The organism is Paenibacillus diazotrophicus, from assembly GCF_042610465.1.
In genome coordinates, this window is record NZ_JBGJZN010000002.1 from 391,130 (window position 1) to 407,456 (window position 16,327).

General features: G+C 50.4%; 19 protein-coding genes and 1 pseudogene. 15 read left to right on the forward strand and 5 right to left on the reverse strand.

Annotation, left to right across the window (positions count from 1 at the left end; genetic code table 11):
- Window positions 1-88: 88 nt before the first annotated feature.
- Entirely contained in the window at window positions 89-814 is a 726-nt protein-coding gene (locus ACAN54_RS13105; protein ID WP_379155195.1) for a queuosine precursor transporter, read from the forward strand.
- 164 nt (window positions 815-978) lie between these two features.
- Here ACAN54_RS13105 and ACAN54_RS13110 read toward each other — a convergent pair whose 3' ends face one another.
- Both ACAN54_RS13110 and ACAN54_RS13115 read right to left on the reverse strand, forming a co-directional pair.
- Entirely contained in the window at window positions 979-2,073 is a 1,095-nt protein-coding gene (locus ACAN54_RS13110) for a M24 family metallopeptidase (protein ID WP_379155198.1), read from the reverse strand.
- Window positions 2,074-2,159: 86 nt separating this feature from the next.
- Window positions 2,160-2,930, reverse strand: a complete 771-nt coding sequence (locus tag ACAN54_RS13115; protein WP_379155201.1) for an MBL fold metallo-hydrolase — start codon at window positions 2,928-2,930, stop codon at window positions 2,160-2,162.
- Window positions 2,931-3,059: 129 nt separating this feature from the next.
- Between ACAN54_RS13115 and ACAN54_RS13120 the strand changes: the two genes are divergently transcribed.
- Together ACAN54_RS13120 and ACAN54_RS13125 are read left to right on the forward strand one after the other, a co-directional pair.
- Window positions 3,060-3,905 carry an SDR family oxidoreductase gene (locus tag ACAN54_RS13120; RefSeq protein WP_379155204.1) on the forward strand — a complete coding sequence of 282 codons (846 nt, stop codon included), beginning with the start codon at window positions 3,060-3,062 and terminating at the stop codon, window positions 3,903-3,905.
- Between the two features lie 36 nt (window positions 3,906-3,941).
- Window positions 3,942-4,445 carry a GNAT family N-acetyltransferase gene (locus tag ACAN54_RS13125; RefSeq protein WP_379155207.1) on the forward strand — a complete coding sequence of 168 codons (504 nt, stop codon included), beginning with the start codon at window positions 3,942-3,944 and terminating at the stop codon, window positions 4,443-4,445.
- A gap of 45 nt (window positions 4,446-4,490) precedes the next feature.
- On the opposite strand, the gene ACAN54_RS13130 is transcribed toward ACAN54_RS13125, so the two are convergent.
- The gene (locus tag ACAN54_RS13130) at window positions 4,491-4,835 is read right to left on the reverse strand and encodes a winged helix-turn-helix transcriptional regulator (RefSeq protein WP_379155219.1); all 345 of its coding nucleotides are present in this window, start codon (window positions 4,833-4,835) and stop codon (window positions 4,491-4,493) included.
- A 212-nt stretch (window positions 4,836-5,047) separates the two neighbouring features.
- Between ACAN54_RS13130 and ACAN54_RS13135 the strand changes: the two genes are divergently transcribed.
- The 6 genes and pseudogenes from ACAN54_RS13135 (at window position 5,048) to ACAN54_RS13160 (ending at window position 9,671) form a co-directional block, all read left to right on the forward strand.
- Window positions 5,048-5,308, forward strand: a complete 261-nt coding sequence (locus ACAN54_RS13135) for a YqkE family protein (protein ID WP_379155222.1) — start codon at window positions 5,048-5,050, stop codon at window positions 5,306-5,308.
- Between the two features lie 87 nt (window positions 5,309-5,395).
- Window positions 5,396-5,644: a hypothetical protein gene (locus ACAN54_RS13140; protein WP_379155225.1), complete on the forward strand. Its 249-nt coding sequence runs from the start codon at window positions 5,396-5,398 to the stop codon at window positions 5,642-5,644.
- Window positions 5,645-5,669: 25 nt separating this feature from the next.
- Window positions 5,670-7,115 carry an RtcB family protein gene (locus ACAN54_RS13145; RefSeq protein WP_379155228.1) on the forward strand — a complete coding sequence of 482 codons (1,446 nt, stop codon included), beginning with the start codon at window positions 5,670-5,672 and terminating at the stop codon, window positions 7,113-7,115.
- 2 nt (window positions 7,116-7,117) lie between these two features.
- Window positions 7,118-8,404, forward strand: a complete 1,287-nt coding sequence (locus ACAN54_RS13150; protein ID WP_379155231.1) for an ATP-binding protein — start codon at window positions 7,118-7,120, stop codon at window positions 8,402-8,404.
- A gap of 90 nt (window positions 8,405-8,494) precedes the next feature.
- Window positions 8,495-8,611 (forward strand): annotated as a pseudogene (locus ACAN54_RS13155) (DUF2441 domain-containing protein); the annotation flags it as partial.
- Window positions 8,612-8,732: 121 nt separating this feature from the next.
- Window positions 8,733-9,671 carry a phosphotransferase gene (locus ACAN54_RS13160; protein ID WP_379155235.1) on the forward strand — a complete coding sequence of 313 codons (939 nt, stop codon included), beginning with the start codon at window positions 8,733-8,735 and terminating at the stop codon, window positions 9,669-9,671.
- 238 nt (window positions 9,672-9,909) lie between these two features.
- Here ACAN54_RS13160 and ACAN54_RS13165 read toward each other — a convergent pair whose 3' ends face one another.
- Window positions 9,910-10,254 (reverse strand): PH domain-containing protein, encoded by a 345-nt coding sequence (locus ACAN54_RS13165; RefSeq protein WP_379155238.1) that lies wholly within the window; start codon window positions 10,252-10,254, stop codon window positions 9,910-9,912.
- 463 nt (window positions 10,255-10,717) lie between these two features.
- On the opposite strand from ACAN54_RS13165, the gene ACAN54_RS13170 reads away from it, so the two are divergent.
- The 5 genes from ACAN54_RS13170 (at window position 10,718) to ACAN54_RS13190 (ending at window position 14,269) form a co-directional block, all read left to right on the forward strand.
- A complete protein-coding gene (locus ACAN54_RS13170) occupies window positions 10,718-11,221 on the forward strand; it encodes a sigma-70 family RNA polymerase sigma factor (RefSeq protein ID WP_379155242.1) in 504 nt (167 codons plus the stop codon).
- A complete protein-coding gene (locus ACAN54_RS13175; protein ID WP_379155246.1) occupies window positions 11,214-12,404 on the forward strand; it encodes an anti-sigma factor in 1,191 nt (396 codons plus the stop codon). Before ACAN54_RS13170 ends, ACAN54_RS13175 begins: the two co-directional genes overlap by 8 nt.
- 124 nt (window positions 12,405-12,528) lie before the next feature.
- Window positions 12,529-13,035: a metallophosphoesterase family protein gene (locus ACAN54_RS13180; RefSeq protein WP_379155249.1), complete on the forward strand. Its 507-nt coding sequence runs from the start codon at window positions 12,529-12,531 to the stop codon at window positions 13,033-13,035.
- Window positions 13,036-13,074: 39 nt separating this feature from the next.
- Window positions 13,075-13,554, forward strand: coding sequence for a GNAT family N-acetyltransferase (locus tag ACAN54_RS13185; protein ID WP_379155252.1), 480 nt, complete (start codon window positions 13,075-13,077; stop codon window positions 13,552-13,554).
- Between the two features lies 1 nt (window position 13,555).
- Complete coding sequence (locus tag ACAN54_RS13190) at window positions 13,556-14,269, forward strand: HAD family hydrolase (protein ID WP_379155255.1); 714 nt, start codon at window positions 13,556-13,558, stop codon at window positions 14,267-14,269.
- 95 nt (window positions 14,270-14,364) lie between these two features.
- Here ACAN54_RS13190 and ACAN54_RS13195 read toward each other — a convergent pair whose 3' ends face one another.
- On the reverse strand, window positions 14,365-15,474 hold the full coding sequence (locus ACAN54_RS13195) for an FAD:protein FMN transferase (RefSeq protein ID WP_379155257.1): 1,110 nt from the start codon (window positions 15,472-15,474) through the stop codon (window positions 14,365-14,367).
- Window positions 15,475-15,724: 250 nt separating this feature from the next.
- Between ACAN54_RS13195 and ACAN54_RS13200 the strand changes: the two genes are divergently transcribed.
- Window positions 15,725-16,297: a TetR/AcrR family transcriptional regulator gene (locus tag ACAN54_RS13200; protein WP_379155261.1), complete on the forward strand. Its 573-nt coding sequence runs from the start codon at window positions 15,725-15,727 to the stop codon at window positions 16,295-16,297.
- Window positions 16,298-16,327: the final 30 nt, after the last annotated feature.

The window sequence follows — 16,327 nt, forward strand, 5'->3', positions numbered from 1 at the left end:
GTGGTAAAGTAATAATTTGTTCTCAAAAATAGAATGCCGCGGTTCGTAACCATCCCGCGTAACCAAAACTAGGAGGAATAATAGATTCATGTTTAATTTGTTGTGGGGAATATTGTTCGTAGTTGTCAATTTTGCTTTTTATCTGCTTTGTTACAGGCTTTTTGGCAAAAAAGGGCTGTATGCTTGGGTAGGCATTGCCACGGTGATCGCTAACATTCAAGTCGCCAAGACGATTGCCATGCCGTTCGATATTGTGATGACTCTGGGCAACACCATGTATGTCACGCTCTACATGACCAGCGATCTGCTGAATGAGAAATATGGACGTGCCGAAGCGCGGAATGCGGTATGGTTTGGCTTTTTCACACTGCTCATGACTACTGTGATCATGCAGATGGTGCTGTTCTTCGAGCCTCAGGAAACAGATATCGCCCAACCTTCGCTTGAGATCATATTTGGTCTGATGCCGCGTCTTGCGGCGGGGAGTCTAACGGCTTATTTTATCAGCCAGTTTCTCGATGTCCGGTTGTATGCGTGGATTCGGAAGTACTACAGCAGCTCGAGACAGCTTTGGGTCCGCTCTAATGGCAGTACGATGGTCAGCTCTTTTGTCGATACGCTGATATTCTGCACCATCGCATTTGCTGGGACCTATGACCTGAGGGTATGGCTTGAGATTCTGCTAACTACGTATGTCGTGAAATTCCTGCTTACCGGTGCAGGAACACCAATTCTGTACATCGCCCGTTCTTTCAAATTTGCCGAGGACGAGTTGCCTGCCCTTAAGGCCGAGGATTCACGAAGCGCTTCCTGAAGTCTTGTGCAGGAATTACCGCGCCAGCAGGTGCTTTATCGCATAAATAAAAAGCAGCAGATCAGCTCCTTCCGGAGCAGATCTGCTGCTTTTTGGATTGCTTCTGTTCACTGTTGAAAGTTGGAACACGGTACGCAGAGACCGCTGCCAGTCTGAGAAGCAGCTTATAAATGCAGCACTGTCAGTTCTTTTGGCATCGTTGTCAGGGTCTTAGGGCCTTCTGGCGTAATCCAGACATCATCTTCAATCCGTACGCCTCCTAGACCCGCTACATAAATACCCGGCTCTACGGTGAAGACATTGCCGATGTCGATGAAATCCCCGTTCAATCCGTGCAGTGAAGGGTATTCATGCGTGTCCATCCCAAGGCCATGTCCAACCCTGTGCATGAAATACTCGCCGTAGCCGGCGGCTTCAATTACTTCACGAGCCGCGCGATCCACCGAACCGAAGGTTGCTCCGGCCCGGGAAGCGGCAATACCGGCTTCATTGGCAGCCAGAACCGTGTTGTAGATTTCGACCAGCTTGGGATTCGCCTCTTCAATGGCATAGGTGCGGGTGATATCGGAGGCATAACCTGCGGCGTATACACCTAGGTCGAACATCAGGAAGTCGCCCGGTTGAATGACCCGGCTGCCAGGCACACCATGAGGCAGGGCAGTGTTCGGACCGGAGAGGACCATCGTATCGAAGGAAGGGCCGGAAGCGCCGACCTTTTTCATCAGATAGTCCAGCTCGGCCACCAGCTCAATTTCGCTGACTCCGGCTTTGACATGCGTGAGGCCTTGGCGGAGTACCTCTTCGACCAGCTCAGCGGCATGCTTCATGCGGCTGACTTCTTCCGGGGTTTTCTTCGCACGCATGGACCGCAGGATAGGGCCGATATCACGGAACGCATCCGCAGGAACCGCTTCTGTCAGCTGTTCATAACGGCTCACGGTAAAGTGCTCCTTCTCGATGCCCAGCGTTCCGGGTGTGGAGCCTGCAAAACATGATTTCAACAGCTCATACGGATTGTCCGTGTCGCTGTGTGTCAGAATCTTGGTCACTGAAGAGGCAGCTGTTGCTGCTTCGGCATCAAGTGCTGGAACGATGAGCATCGGCTCCTCGCCGCGGATCAGCAGCAGTCCCAGAAAACGCTCATGCGGATTGCTGGCAAATCCGGTCAAATAGTACACATGCTTCGGATCGGTGACGAGCAGCGCATCCAGGCCCCCGCCAGCCATTCCCTGCTCCAAAGTGGTTAGAGACTTATTCATTTCATTGGTTCCCCTCTCGGCTTCACGTTAAAAATCAACGTTCTCATTATAGATCATAACCTTCCGGGGTGCACGTGCAGTACTAACTATTCATGCGTTCCAGCCAGTGTGTCAATTAGCTCTTGCGGGCTGCCTTCGTACAGCCCGCCATGATAGCAAAGGACCGAGCGGATCTTCCGCCCCTCAAGCTTGCGCAGGCTGCGCAGCGCGAGCGGCATATCCGGTGTGGCGGATTCGGCAGGCCCGGCCAATTGTCCGTCCACTACACGCAGTTCATCGGCTGCGAGCAGAAGCTCCTCTCCCGGTACATAAAGGCTGATATGTCCCGGCGTATGTCCGGGCGTGTGAATAATCTCGATACCACCGCCCCAAGGGAGCTGCTGTCCGTCATGCAGCTCGGTAATACTGCTGAGCTGCGTCAGCTGTTCCAGAAACAGGTTCATCTGCTCCTGGAACGCAGGAGGCATCTGGGCAATGCGCTGCGGTGTCATTTTCAGCATCGGCTGGCTGCCATTGATAACCGGTAGATCCCCCGGATGGGCAAACAATTGGATACCGGGAAGCTTCGCGGCCAGCAGCGGAAGATTACCGATATGGTCAATATCCTGATGGGTCAGGATAATCCGTTTGAGGTTTGAGAGCGGCTCTCCCGAGTTCTCGATGGCCTGTAAGAGAGCATCTGACTGACCGAACATGCCGGTATCGATCAGTGTGAGTCCGTCCTCATCCTTCAGCAGCACCGGATAAATCATGGTCGGTCCCATGATGGGTGATATCATTGGTACGTTCAACACGATAATCTTTGGACTAATATTCATAGCTGCTCCGGGAGCAGGATACCCGGATCTCACCTCCATGTAGGAATATAATGCCGCAGAGCTTTTCTTCATCCCCTGATATGAGGTAACATAATCTTAAATCATGTATTTTGAAAAGGCCAGATTCGTGCAGCCAGCCAGGTTGTGTGAGGAAAGGGGGACTTGCTCATGTTAGGGAAGACGGTGCTGGTCACCGGAGGCAACTCCGGAATGGGACTGGCAACATCGATTGAAATGGCCCGGCGGGGAGCAGCAGTCATTATGGCCTGCCGCAGCCGCAAGCGGGGAGAAGAGGCGCTTGCGGAGGCCAAGCGGCAAAGCGGGTCCGGCAATATCAGGCTGATGCTGTGCGATCTGGCCTCGTTCGAGAGCATCCGTGCTTTTGTAGATGAATTCACGGCTACCTATCCCGTGCTTGATGTGCTGATCAATAACGCAGGAGTCGTTACGATAAAGAGGCAGCTCACGGCAGACGGGTACGAACTGGATTTGGGCGTGAATCATCTGGGCCACTTTCTGCTGACCCATCTGCTGCTGGAGCCGCTGACTGCGGCGGAACAGGGACGGATTGTGGTAGTTGCCTCAGGAGCCTACAAGATCGGCCGACTTTACCTGGATGATCATACTCTTTCGCACGGCTTTAATCCGGCGAAGGCTTACGCCCGCTCGAAGCTGGCCAATATTCTGTTCACACGTGAACTGGCTTCGCGGTTGCAGGGTACAAGAGTTACGATAAATGCCGTGCATCCGGGGGCGGTTGGAACAAGCATCGGGGTGAACCGGGAGACAGGCTTTGGGCGCTCGGTTCTGAAGCTGCTGTCCCACTTCTTTTTGACGCCGGAGCAGGGGGCAGATACAGCCATTTGGCTGGCCACGGCACCGGAGCTGCGGGAAGTGACCGGGGAGTATTATTACCGGCGCAGGATTCAGGACTTGTCACCTCGAGGGCGGGATGCTGCAGCGGCAGCGCAATTGTGGCAGTGGAGTCTGGATCAGACCGGGCTGGCACCATAACTTTGAAATTCATATATTTGCAGGAGGAATGGATCAATGACAGCGCAGAATTACAGTATCGAAGATGCGGTGGCCGGGGATTTGCCGGCTATCGTAGATATTTATAACTCAACGGTTGCAGGAAGGATGGTAACTGCTGATTTGGAGCCGGTGAGTGTAGCGGACAGAGAGAAGTGGTTTGAAGAACATAACAGCCATCATAGGCCGCTTTGGGTTCTCAAAAAAGACGGAGAAATCGCTGCCTGGTTCAGCTTCCAGTCTTTTTACGGCCGTCCAGCCTATAATGGCACAGCGGAGATCAGTGTCTATGTAAATGAAAAATTCCGCGGCACAGGGGCAGGAAGCCTGCTGCTGGCCAAGGCACTGGAGGAATGCCCGCGTCTTGGCCTGCAGAATCTGGTCGGCTTTGTCTTTGGCCATAATGAGCCAAGCCTGTCGCTGCTGCGGAAATTTGGATTTGAACAGTGGGGCCTGCTGCCAGGTGTTGCCGAAATGGATGGCGTTCTGCGTGATCTGGTGATTATCGGCCGCAAGCTGTAATCTATGGGGAATCACTTCTTGGGTCCGTCGTACCGTTCCCTAAGCTTAATTCGGGCGGAAGGGCTCAGGCTGGCACTCTTCGGCGGTAATCCATGAATCCGACCACTGCTGAAGATCACGAATCACCGATTCCAATCCGCGTCCTTTATCCGTCAAAGAGTACTGGATTCGGACAGGGGTCTCAGGAAATACTTCACGAAGGACAATCCCCTCCTGTTCAAGTTCCTTGAGCCGTTCGGAGAGCAGCCGGCCGCTGACCGGCAGGGAGGCTTCGATTACACTGAACCGCTGGGGTCCCTGTAGAAGCTGATAGATGATTAAGCCCGTCCAACGTCTGCCGATGATATCCATGCTTTTTTGTAACCGTGGACACAAGTCTGTAGATTTCATAAGGCTCACCTCTTCATTAACATTATAAACGAAAAGAACTTTAACTAAAACAAATTTGAAGTATATAAAATGACCTTTATCCTGACAAAAGGGCTGAAGTAACGGAGGAGAAGTTTGGAACTGTAGGAGCGTTAGCGACCGCCTTTAAAGCCCCGATAAGTAAGATTTAGGCTCATTTTAGATACAGACCGTCCCCGAAAGGATGATTGACAGTGGCTAAAAAGAAAAAACCAATCCATACGCCGCGCCCCGCCGCTTCGGAGGGTCCGGCAACCCTGAAGGATCTGCTGAGCAGTGATGTGCTGGAGAAGCTGAAGGCGCAGGGCGATGCACTCAAGGCTGAAGAGAACGATAAAAAAGAGGCTGCCCGCAAGGCGGTGGAGGACCAGCGCAAGGCGGAGCAGAAGCGTCTGGAGAATGATTTTGCCCATTTGCTGGAGAACAGCAGCCAGGATTGGCACAAATTCAAATAAACGTTTTTCCAGTAAAAGGGTTGACACGGAGCGGAACGTCCGTATATATTGGGTTTATCAAATTGAAGGGAGGTCGTTGAGACATGATTGGAAGTACACAGCTTACAACCGCATATGGAAGATCTGATCTCATCGGCCCCGTCCGGGAAACATGATGTGCATCCGCCTGTCCTGCTGAATTTCGTGCAGAACAGGTGTGACTGGCATGCTGTTATGAACCTTAACTGGGTGTTATGTACGGTAACTCTGCGAAGAGCCGTGGATCAGAACGATGATCTGCGGCTCTTTTTGCGTACCCATTTTATTCACTCCATACATTTACAGCTTACACTTTGAAGGGAATTGAACAACTATTATGAATATGAACGAAGAACAAGCGGGCGGCTATATCCCCTGCTATAAGCACGAGCTTGCACTGCCAGGTGGCGATTTGAAGGTATATGCCAGCGAGCAGCTGTTTGCCACAATGGATTACAAGGTGCTGGAGATGGCGAACAACAATCTGCAAATTCCTAATATCGAATACATGAGCTACACCCCGGATGTGCATGTAGGCGTCGGAACCTGCATCGGGACTACCGCGGTATGGGATGCTGCTGAAGGATATGTGTCTCCCTCCATTGTGGGCAGCGATATCGGTTGCGGCATGCGCGTCCATCTGACCACACTGCATAAGGATGATCTTCGGGAAGTGAAGCTGCGCCGGAAGCTGGTGCGTGCTATTGAGAAATATTTGCCGATGGAGCAGCAGCAGCGGGGGACTTACAGCGATATCCGGCTGGAGAACATTGTCCGCAAAGGGCTGCACGGCCTGCCCAACAAGTATGTACCGGACAGCTATACCCCGAAGAAGTCGAGCGCATTGTCGCATGTGGAGATCAGCAAGCTCACTTTTGATGAGGAGATTCTGAATGAGCTTCCAGACATGGCTTGGCACCGGGGGCACCGCCAGCTTGGAACTCTGGGCGGGGGCAACCATTTTGTAGAGATTCAGGCGATTGAAGTCGCAGAGGAGCAGCAAGAATTGGCTGAGGCTTGGGGACTGCACGACGGGCAGATTGTCGTAATGATTCACTCCGGCTCCCGGGCCTGGGGAGGTATCGTCAACCAATTCTGCACACCGGCTTTCACCAAGGTGATGGGCCAGCTGGGGCTGGGCAGCGCCGATCCGCGCCTGATCTATGCTCCGCTCGCACATCCTCAAGCTCAGCGCTATGTCCAACTGATGTACTCGGCACTGAACTATGCGGTGGTGAACCGCCATCTGATCGCCTACGCGGTCCGCGAAGGGTTCCGCGAGGTGTTCGGTCCCAAATGTGAACTGCGGACTCTTTACGATCTGATGCACAATTATGCCTGGGAGGAGCAGACTGCTTCGGGGCCTAAGTTCGTACACCGCAAAGGGGCAACCCGTGCACTGCCGGCTGGACACCCGGATAATCCCCGGCCTTATACAGCTACCGGTCATCCGGCGCTGATTCCAGGTTCTATGGGTACGGCATCTTATATCATGGTCGGCCAGCCGGGAGGGGAAGAAAATTATTATTCCATCTGTCATGGCGCTGGGCGTATCCGCTCACGTTCGGCAACGAAGCGGCTGGTGTCGGTCCATGATTTTTCCAAGTCGATGAGGGTAGGTCAAGAGGATGAGATTGTGGTCAATCAGCATTCCCTGGAATCTATCATTGACGAATCACCTCAAGCCTATAAGAATGTAGATGAGATTATAGAGAGCGTTACGGGCGCCGGCCTGGCTGCTGTTGTGGCCAAATGCAAGCCGCTCGCAGCGATAAAGGGGACCAAGTAAACATGGAGAAGGAGAACAGGAAACATACTGTAATCTACAAATACGATGAGAATAACACTGGTATGATCAAGGGCTACGATGTTTACGCCCGCCTGGTGGATGGCATTCTTGAAGCTCTGCACACCCGGTATGGTGTCCGTTATGAGCTGTACGCCAGTGACGATCCTAATAGTGAATATTGGAAGCTGCTGGAGAATGATGTGCAGAGCGGCCATCCCGGCGTGGAGCATGTGGCGCGGATCTTTGACCGTCTGGAGGATCGGACGTTTGTATATGACGATGACAAGGAGCAGCCGGAATATAGCATTCACTTGTCGATTCGCAATAACGTGCTGGCGTATCCCGATATGGGGGTAGCCCTTGCACGGGTTCCGGTATTTCAGGAGAATGGCATCAACTTCCAGGATTATGTATTTGCCGCCTCCGACGAGCAGTTGCAGTTATTTCTCGGTAATGTGCGCAAGCGGCAGCGGGAGCAGAACATTAATAAGGTGACGGTATTCACCGACAGACGCAACGGGATCTTCCGTGAAGATGAACCCATTACACGTTCTGTAGGGCGTGAGGATGTAGTGCTTGCAGCGGGAATCAAAAAAGAAATTTACCGTTCGCTGGACCAGTTTTTTGATTCGGACCGCAGTTTTTATGTCACTTACGACATTCCCTACAAAAGAGGGATTCTGCTCTACGGACACCCGGGGAATGGGAAGACCACACTGGTCAAATCCATTGCCGGAAGCGTGCCCGGTCCGGTCGTCTATTGGCAGATTACCGAATATACCAGCAGCGAATCGGTGAATGAGGTGTTCGAAGCGGCAGCCCGGCTGGCGCCGATGGTGCTGGTGATCGAGGATATCGATTCTATGCCGCAGGAGGTCAGATCCTTTTTCCTGAATACGCTGGACGGGGCTACCTCCAAGGAAGGGATTTTTCTGATTGGGACCACCAACTATCCGGAGAAAATAGACCCCGGACTCATGAACCGCGCCGGACGCTTCGACCGGGCCTACGAGATCAAGATGCCGGATGAGGAGCTTCGGCTGGAGTATCTGAAGCTGCGCGGCTTCACGGCGTTTGCAGGTGAAGAGGGGGTGGCCGCCGCAGCGCGCCTGACGGCGGATTTCTCCCTGACCCAGCTCGGCGAGCTGTATGTCAGCGCAGCACTGGAATGGCACGAGAACGGGCGGGCCGACGTCGAGGCCCTTGTCCGCGGGATGCGCGGCGAGCTCGACAAAGGCCGCAAACGGGAGTGGATGAAGGACGCATCGTCGACGATCGGATTTTATTGAGGCTGGAATTATTTTAGTAGTATTTATAGATGAGCTATAGTGCTACAGGGGGAGCCGGAGGGCTTCCTTTTTTTTGCTATAGATTGAGAGCATCGCAAAGTTTTACAGATCGTTAAACTTCGGGTTATTAGGAATATTTTTAAAGGTGACGGTAATATTTTACCAAAGGAAGATGGAATTCCTTTCTCCCGTAAAATCGAACAGGCCGCTTAAACGACCGGTTGCTTTTTCTTTAAGCGGGTAGGATAGTTAAGTTCTATACGTATTTCCTAAAAAAGTGTGTGGTAAACTATTCGAAGCACGGCTTTTGAGAGGGATGAAAATAACAATGAAAGACTCATTAGTTATACAGGCAGCTCGAATTGCAGGCGATTTTCTTCAGGAACAAGTGAAAGCTGCCTATCAGATCACAGGTAAAGGCATCATCAATCAGGTTTGCATAGTCGAATCAGAGATTCATAAAGTTGTTGTCCGTATGAACGATAAAGATACATTTCCAAGCTATATTAAAGAAAAATGGTGTATCGAGCAAGCAGCCGCAGTTGGCATTCCGGGACCTGAGGTGTTGTCCATTGGTATAGTTGATGATACCGCATATATGATTCAAGCCTTTGTTGAGGGGGACAACGGGTTAGATAGTACCGTACCCAAGACTAAAGTTTGGAGAAAACTTGGAGAATATGCCAAGCTTATTCATACTATTCAAGTGAAAGGATATGGGGAAAATCTGATTGATCCAGTCCATGGTGAGTTTCAGTCACCATCTCATGCTGGATCAGACGGTAGTTGGCAAGGTTATGTGCAGCATAATATCAATAGTCTGACTGAGCATGACCGCTTGATAGAGCTTGGAGTAATCACCCAGATGGAATCGCGGAGAATAAAAGAACTGTTTGAAGATTTTAAGAGTGAATCGTTCCGTTTCGGCTTAAACCATGGAGATATCTCTTTAAAGAATACGATTGTCAATCAGGCAAACCAAGTAATATTGCTGGATTGGAATGCGAAAGTAAGCGTGGTACCACATGCAACTGTTGCTCAATTGATGCATTACCAGATCCTAGGGCTAGAAGAAAGCCCAAATGTTGAAGAATTCAACGCGTTTATAGACGGGTACGGAATAAGTGAAAAAGACCTTTCTGACATAAGGCATTATCTGTTATTAAGGGCTTTCGATAACCTCAGGTGGGCTATTGATCGAAGTCCTGATCTGATTGAACCCTATGCTGCATTCGCGAAACAAGTAGTAGACATTATTATGGATTAGCTAATTGCGCTATGGAACTTCTTTGTGTTATAGGGTGGGAGAGTCATATTGATTCTTAGTATTATTGTGTTTGCAGTTCACTTGTTTGGGATTCTTGTGTAGAAACAAGCGATGATTAAGGTTCGTCGTTTGGTTAAGCTAGCGGAAAACGATAGTAAGACATAAAGGGTTCCACATATTAGTATGCATACTAAAATGTAGAGCCCTTTATTTGGTGCATGAATAAATACGTTACAGACTAGGAATTCAGGCGCTTGTAATTGTCATTGGAAATACTGACCAATGCGGTATACAACGGCTGGACGTTGAATTTCTTGCCAAATTCAAATTTATAGAATGCGGTCTGTAGATTGTTGGATTTGTGATAAGGTGAGGTTATGTAGTGAAGGGTAACTTCGCAATCATCGAAGCCGGTGCCTCCCGTCTCCATAGTGACTTCATAAATGGAGCTGAGGTGGATCGAAGATACACGGGTCTTCTTCCCAGTAACGCCCTGGTGGTCAATCAGAATCAATCTGTCATCCGTAATAATAAAAGCGTCGCGGATCAGCTTTAAGCCCATCCGTATTTCTTCCTGTGGCATCAGATAACCGCCCTATTGGTTCATTAATTCGGGAATGCTAACCTCCGTATAATTACCCATCAACCGCCAAACAAATTAGCCATTATTTCCCTCCTGATTGTAATTCTCCTGTACTGTTGTTTGTACTCTTTTGATATTCTCCACCAGTCGACAATATCCTGAATTTTCCTTTTGACGATTTAGGGAACAGCTAAAGGAGAAATTATACATGGATATATAGTCCGCTTTGTTTGTATTTTGGGCTAACCTGTACGTCTTTTTTATTAATCGACAGAAGATGTACTGCGCCAATGGGTACGTTAATCCAATAAAACAGTGACAGTCCAGGGCTTATTTTCAGTCTAAGACTGCCGCTGTTTTTTATATGGGAAGCCAGTCTAATTCTATCCTTATTTTTCCTAATATAAAGGCTAAGATGTAACTTTTGGCGAATTCATACGTGGATAGGGTAAGGGGGGAGGGGATGGAGCCAAATTCACTGGATGAGCTGTATCAGATCTATATTCAGGATATATACATCTACTTGCGCTCCCTTTGCCATGATCATCACCTTGCCGAGGACCTGATGCAGGAGACCTTTTACCGTGCCTATCTTTACCTGGAGAACTGCCCGGAAGACAAGGTCAAGCCCTGGTTGTTCCGTGTTGCATACAATGCTTTTGTGGATGATACCCGTAAGGCGAAGAGGAGTATAAGCATAGATGCCGATTATTTCAACAAGCTGGCCCACCCGGAGACTACGGAGGGAACGCTCCTGCGACAGGAACGTCTGGAGGAAGTAGCATTGTCGATAGATTGCCTTCCGGAGAGGCAACGTCACGCGCTTTTGCTGCATGAAGTGTATGGAATGTCTTATCTAGAAGCTGCAGGGATCATGGCGATCGGACTGTCCCAATACAAAATACTCGTATTCCGCGCCAGACAAAAGCTGAGAGAATTAGAGTGGAGGAGGAACGGCGATGAGTGAGGACTTCAAAGAGAAGCTGCGGAGATACAGTGAAGGTAAGCTGCCGGAAGCTGACCGCCAAGAAGTGGAACAGGAGCTGGAGAAGCTGGAGGCTTATCAGGTCTATCTGGAGGAGCAAATGGAGCATGAGGATCAGTCCCCCGGGTGGCGAAAAGAAACCCATTTCCCTCAGTCAGCTCCGCCGCCAGGTAAGGCCAAAAAAATAATCCGCCGGGGTAAATGGAAGGCACGGATTGTAAATACGATTACCGTGCTCGCGGCACTTCTGGCTTTTACGATCATCAGTACCATAATTACTGCACTATTCTATAACTCAGGTGACCGGACGGACATCTATCGAGACGTTGTGTCTTCCGCTATAGCCGTCTCACGGCCCAATACGGCAGTAAACCTCAGCGCAAACGCCAAGTACTTTTTCAGAATGGAGTTAACCGGAAGACTGCAGAAGCAAATCGGAGGAGAACTGGTGGATGCCGGAGAATATACGCAGAACTATCTCTTCGGATTGTCCGGTCCAGGTATGATGAATTGGACGGATATGAGGAACGCCGGGAATACTTATTTCTATTACCCGGATAAGGCAGCGGGCTCCGGCAGCAGAGTGGATGATCGTGCAGAGTGGACGAAGCTGCAAAAGCTTCCCGAAGGCACTGTGGCCGAAGCCTACTTGTCTTGTGATCAATTGTACCCGACAGATGAGCTGCTGAAAAAGTTTGAACCGCTGAATCTGCTGCCCGTGTGGTTTGCCGCCGATATCGGCCCATTGTCCGGAGGCACGGTTGCCACAACCCCACTCGGGTTCCCTTACATGCCCATATGGCAGGAGTCTGATGCGAAGGTTGTGCAGGAATCCAAGAAAAAGACGGGCTGGTTCAGTAGCGTAAGCTCCAGGAGTGTGGCGTATCCGTCCGTTGAGGCCTACGGGGACGGCAAACTGCGGAACGATAACTTCATCAAGACGCTGCAGCTTCTGCAGCAGCATAAATCGCTCGCCCGCAAGGCAGCCCCAATGATCCAAGTGGATGGAGCGCTTAACTATCTGCAGGAGCACGGTGTTCAGCTCTACGGAGCTGTTGTCACCGGACCGGTGAAGGAGCTGTTGAAGCTGAAGGAGGAGCCCTGGGTCAGCAATATCCGGATTGGGGAAGTACGCCTGTGGAATTGGCGGGACCGGGGGAAGTGAACCGTTGATTCAAGCTGGTTCAACTTATGTGATGGCCTTCCTGTAACTGCTTTACTTGCTTCTCCCCCCTGCAAATCGTACAATTATCTGAAAATTAGGTTTCGCAGATTAGGAGCTGAAGCAGATGAAGATAGGAGTGGTATCGGATACGCATCTCTCAAGCAGAGCCAAAGGGCTGCCATCCGTGCTAATGGAGGAATTCAGCAAGGTGGATATGATTCTCCATCTGGGGGATTGGGTGTCGCTGGAGATCTATGATCTTCTGGCAGAGCTGGCCCCCGTGGAGGGGATTGCCGGCAACAACGATGGAGCGGAGATCATCCGGCGGTTCGGGGAGCGCAAGATCGTGACACTGGAAGACAAGCGGATCGGGATGATTCATGGACATGCGCCCTATTCGCGCAAGGGAACCGACGGCAATGCGCTGCTTGCTTTTGAAGGTGAGCAGGTGGATTGCATTCTATTCGGTCATTCGCACCAGCCGCTCTTGCGGCAGGAGGGTGATATTCTACTGTTCAACCCCGGTTCGCCTACGGACAAGCGGCGGGAGAAGCAGTATTCTTTTGGTTTACTTGATATTGAAGCGGGCAAGATCAGTGCACGTCATATTTTCTATGATTCAAGAGATTAAGAACAGTTGGCGGAAACGGCCGGAAAGCGGGACCATATTATGGAGAACTATCATTTGGAACAAGCGGGGACGCCGGATTTGGAGCTGATAGCTCCGTTGTTTGACGATTACCGCGTCTACTATGGCCAGCCCACTGATCTGGAAGGAGCCCGCCGGTTCCTGGAGGCAAGACTTGCAAATGGGGAATCGGTCCTGTTCATGGCGTCAGCAGGTCAAGGTGCATCCAAGAAGGCAGCAGGCTTCGCGCAGCTGTATCCGTCCTTTTCGTCGGTAACCATGCAGCGGGTATGGATTCTGAATGATCTGTTTGTCACAGCAGAGCAGCGCGGCAACGGGTTAGGCTCTATGCTGCTGAAGGCTGTAGAGAATTTTGCTAGGAGCACAGGTGCTAAAGGTCTGGAATTAAGTACGATGACGCAAAATACCGGAGCACAGCGTCTATATGAGGCGCACGGCTACATCCGGGATGATGAATTTATTACGTATCATTTATTTTTCCACAAGAGCAGGGAGCGTTAAAATGGATAAGAGCAATGAGAAACTGGCTATATTTTTTGATCTGGATGATACACTGTATGATCATCTGGTGCCCTTCCGGGAAGCGGTGCGCGAGGTGCTGAAGCCGGATGAGAGTCATCTGAATTATACGGATCTATTCTACAAAGTAAGGTATCACAGCGACTTGCTGTGGCCGAAGTATTTGCGGGGAGAGCTTGCCCTGGAAGAGACGCGGGTGCGGCGGCTGGAGCTGGCTTTTAAGGAATATGGCATAGAGCTGGATCACGATCAGGCGGAAAAAGTGCAGGCAGCCTATATCGGCCGTCAGTACAGCATTGAGATGATAGAGGGCGTGGCTGAGCAGCTTCAGCGTTTTATTTCCCTGGGGCATAAGGTAGGCATTATAACGAACGGTCCGCAGGACCATCAGATGAGCAAGCTGCGCGGACTGGGCGTAGACAAGCTAATCCCTGAAAATATGATCTTTATCTCAGATGCGGTTGGACTGGCTAAGCCGGACCCGGCAATCTTTGCCCATGTGAACCGGGTAACGGGGACAACGGCTGAGCAGTCGCTCTACGTCGGAGATGCGTGGGATAATGATGTGGTTGGTGCGCTTGCGGCAGGCTGGAAGGTGTGCTGGTACAATCCCCGTGGCCGTCAGCCGGGAACGGAGCATAAGCCAAGTTATATTTTTACCAGTTACCAGGAATTCAGTGAGCTTCCATTGATATGAACTTATAGCTTTAACTTGTACGCAGCAAAAAGCGGCGGAGCCTTGGCTCCGCCGCTTTTGCTATTTTAACCGCTGAATCTTATAACTAGTGATGCTTAATTGGCAAAAGTGTATCCCGGATCGGTCAGCTGCAATCGTTCCCGCAGTCCCGAGGTAGCATAAATCTTATTATCATCTGTGATGAAGAAGGCATCGATCTTCTCCGGCAGTGATTCGAGATATTTCATGCCGTCCTCCAGACCCATGAGAAACACCCCGGTGGACAGGGCATCTGCGTCTGTGGCGTTGGGACTCATAATTGTAATGCTTTTTAACCCGTTCTGGGAAGGGAAGCCGGTACGCGGATCCAGAATGTGATGATAACGCACACCGTCCTGTATGAAGAAACGTTCGTATACCCCTGATGCGTCGATGACTTCATCGGAAATCTTAATCGTTCCCAGCTGCGTACCCCGGCTCTGGTCAGGGTCCTGAAGGCCAATATTCCATGGTGAGCCGTTAGGCTTGTTGCCCAACGCAATAATGCTGCTGCCCCCAAGGTTGATCATCGCACTGTCCAGACCCTGCTCCTTTAAATAATCAGCAATACGGTCTGCCGCATAGCCCTTGCCGATCCCGCCCATGTCCAGCACCATGCCTTCTTTGGCAAGCTTCACTGTCTTCGCGGCATCATCCACAATCACGTCTTTATAGTTGGTCAGGGCTTTGGCTTTGTCGATATCCGCCTGAGGGGGAACCGATTCCCCGCCGCTGCCGATATTCCACAGATCTACGAGCGGTCCGATCGTCGGATCGAACAGCCCGTCCATTTCTTCGGCATATTTCAATGACTGCTTGACAATATCCAGCGTTTCATCGGAGACCACTACCGCTTCTTTGCCGGCAGCCTTATTCACAGCGTACAGCTCCCCGTCTTCCTTGGTGCGGCTGAACTCTCTATCCATTCGTTCCAGCATCTGCTGGATGTCATCCATATTTTTCTGCTCTGCTTTATCCCCAAAAATCTTGATATTAACCACGGTATCATAAATATAAAACGTCTGCTCCAGGGACTTGGTTTCACCATCCGTGGATACCTTTGCACCGCCGGAGGTCTCATCAGGACTGCTGCCGTTGTTCTTATTGTTGCTGCAGGCTGCGACAGTCAGAGCACAAACCATGATGAGAGCGAGCAGGACCATTGCCGGTTTTTTGTTCTTAAACATATTCCACCATCCATAAAGTTAGTTTCTTTAATTACATCTTTTTTATAATACCCCAGATCAGCAGAACATGGATACTTTTTTCATGACATTTTGGGCATAAGAAGTAGAGGAGAATCCCCTTTTAGCTGAAATTTAATTAAAATTGTTGTCATACAGGCACATACATGGTAAATTGTTTATGACCGACTGACCAAAAATAAAATTTAGTCAAAATGTGACTGATTCTTTTAGAAAGAAAGGAGCTTGAACCATGTCCATCGACCGCAAAGCATTAATTCTGCAGGCGGCGACGAAGTCCTTTGTGCAGTTTGGCTATAAAGCCACGACTATGGATCAAGTGTCCAGGATCGCCAATGTAGGCAAAGGTACGATTTATACTTTTTTCAAAACGAAGGAAGAGCTGTTCGAAGAAATTCTGGACAAGGCCTCCCAGGAGCTGACCTCTGTTATGAACCGGCTGGCTTCGGAAGATATTACTTTTACTCTGAAGCTGCTCAATCTGCTCGATTCCATTCTGGAATTCCGCTCGGATCATGAACTGTTCGTCAAGCTGGCGCAGGAGGTTCGTGATATCGGTACGGCTCAGGCGCTTGAAGGGGTCAAACGGATGGAAGAATATGCGCTCGACTTCCTGAAGCAGCAGATTGAGCAGGCGACTCAGCGGGGTGAAGTGAAGCCTTGTGACCCAAGTGTGGCGGCGTTTATGATTCTGCGCTTATATCTGGCCCTGACTACAGAATGGAACAAAGGGCATGAGCCCCTGGACAAAAATCGGATTAAAGAACATATGATTTTGTTCATTTCGAAGGGCATTCTCGTATAGCAGCCAAGCCAACCGGCCTGTAAAAGGCTA

Bases quoted from the DNA above. Each gene is read 5' to 3' on its own strand.
- ACAN54_RS13105 (WP_379155195.1), top strand. From the start codon at position 89: ATGTTTAATTTGTTGTGGGGAATATTGTTCGTAGTTGTCAATTTTGCT.
- ACAN54_RS13110 (WP_379155198.1), bottom strand. From the start codon at position 2,073: ATGAATAAGTCTCTAACCACTTTGGAGCAGGGAATGGCTGGCGGGGGC.
- ACAN54_RS13115 (WP_379155201.1), bottom strand. From the start codon at position 2,930: ATGGAGGTGAGATCCGGGTATCCTGCTCCCGGAGCAGCTATGAATATT.
- ACAN54_RS13120 (WP_379155204.1), top strand. From the start codon at position 3,060: ATGTTAGGGAAGACGGTGCTGGTCACCGGAGGCAACTCCGGAATGGGA.
- ACAN54_RS13125 (WP_379155207.1), top strand. From the start codon at position 3,942: ATGACAGCGCAGAATTACAGTATCGAAGATGCGGTGGCCGGGGATTTG.
- ACAN54_RS13130 (WP_379155219.1), bottom strand. From the start codon at position 4,835: ATGAAATCTACAGACTTGTGTCCACGGTTACAAAAAAGCATGGATATC.
- ACAN54_RS13145 (WP_379155228.1), top strand. From the start codon at position 5,670: ATGAACGAAGAACAAGCGGGCGGCTATATCCCCTGCTATAAGCACGAG.
- ACAN54_RS13150 (WP_379155231.1), top strand. From the start codon at position 7,118: ATGGAGAAGGAGAACAGGAAACATACTGTAATCTACAAATACGATGAG.
- ACAN54_RS13160 (WP_379155235.1), top strand. From the start codon at position 8,733: ATGAAAGACTCATTAGTTATACAGGCAGCTCGAATTGCAGGCGATTTT.
- ACAN54_RS13165 (WP_379155238.1), bottom strand. From the start codon at position 10,254: ATGCCACAGGAAGAAATACGGATGGGCTTAAAGCTGATCCGCGACGCT.
- ACAN54_RS13170 (WP_379155242.1), top strand. From the start codon at position 10,718: ATGGAGCCAAATTCACTGGATGAGCTGTATCAGATCTATATTCAGGAT.
- ACAN54_RS13175 (WP_379155246.1), top strand. From the start codon at position 11,214: ATGAGTGAGGACTTCAAAGAGAAGCTGCGGAGATACAGTGAAGGTAAG.
- ACAN54_RS13180 (WP_379155249.1), top strand. From the start codon at position 12,529: ATGAAGATAGGAGTGGTATCGGATACGCATCTCTCAAGCAGAGCCAAA.
- ACAN54_RS13185 (WP_379155252.1), top strand. From the start codon at position 13,075: ATGGAGAACTATCATTTGGAACAAGCGGGGACGCCGGATTTGGAGCTG.
- ACAN54_RS13190 (WP_379155255.1), top strand. From the start codon at position 13,556: ATGGATAAGAGCAATGAGAAACTGGCTATATTTTTTGATCTGGATGAT.
- ACAN54_RS13195 (WP_379155257.1), bottom strand. From the start codon at position 15,474: ATGTTTAAGAACAAAAAACCGGCAATGGTCCTGCTCGCTCTCATCATG.
- ACAN54_RS13200 (WP_379155261.1), top strand. From the start codon at position 15,725: ATGTCCATCGACCGCAAAGCATTAATTCTGCAGGCGGCGACGAAGTCC.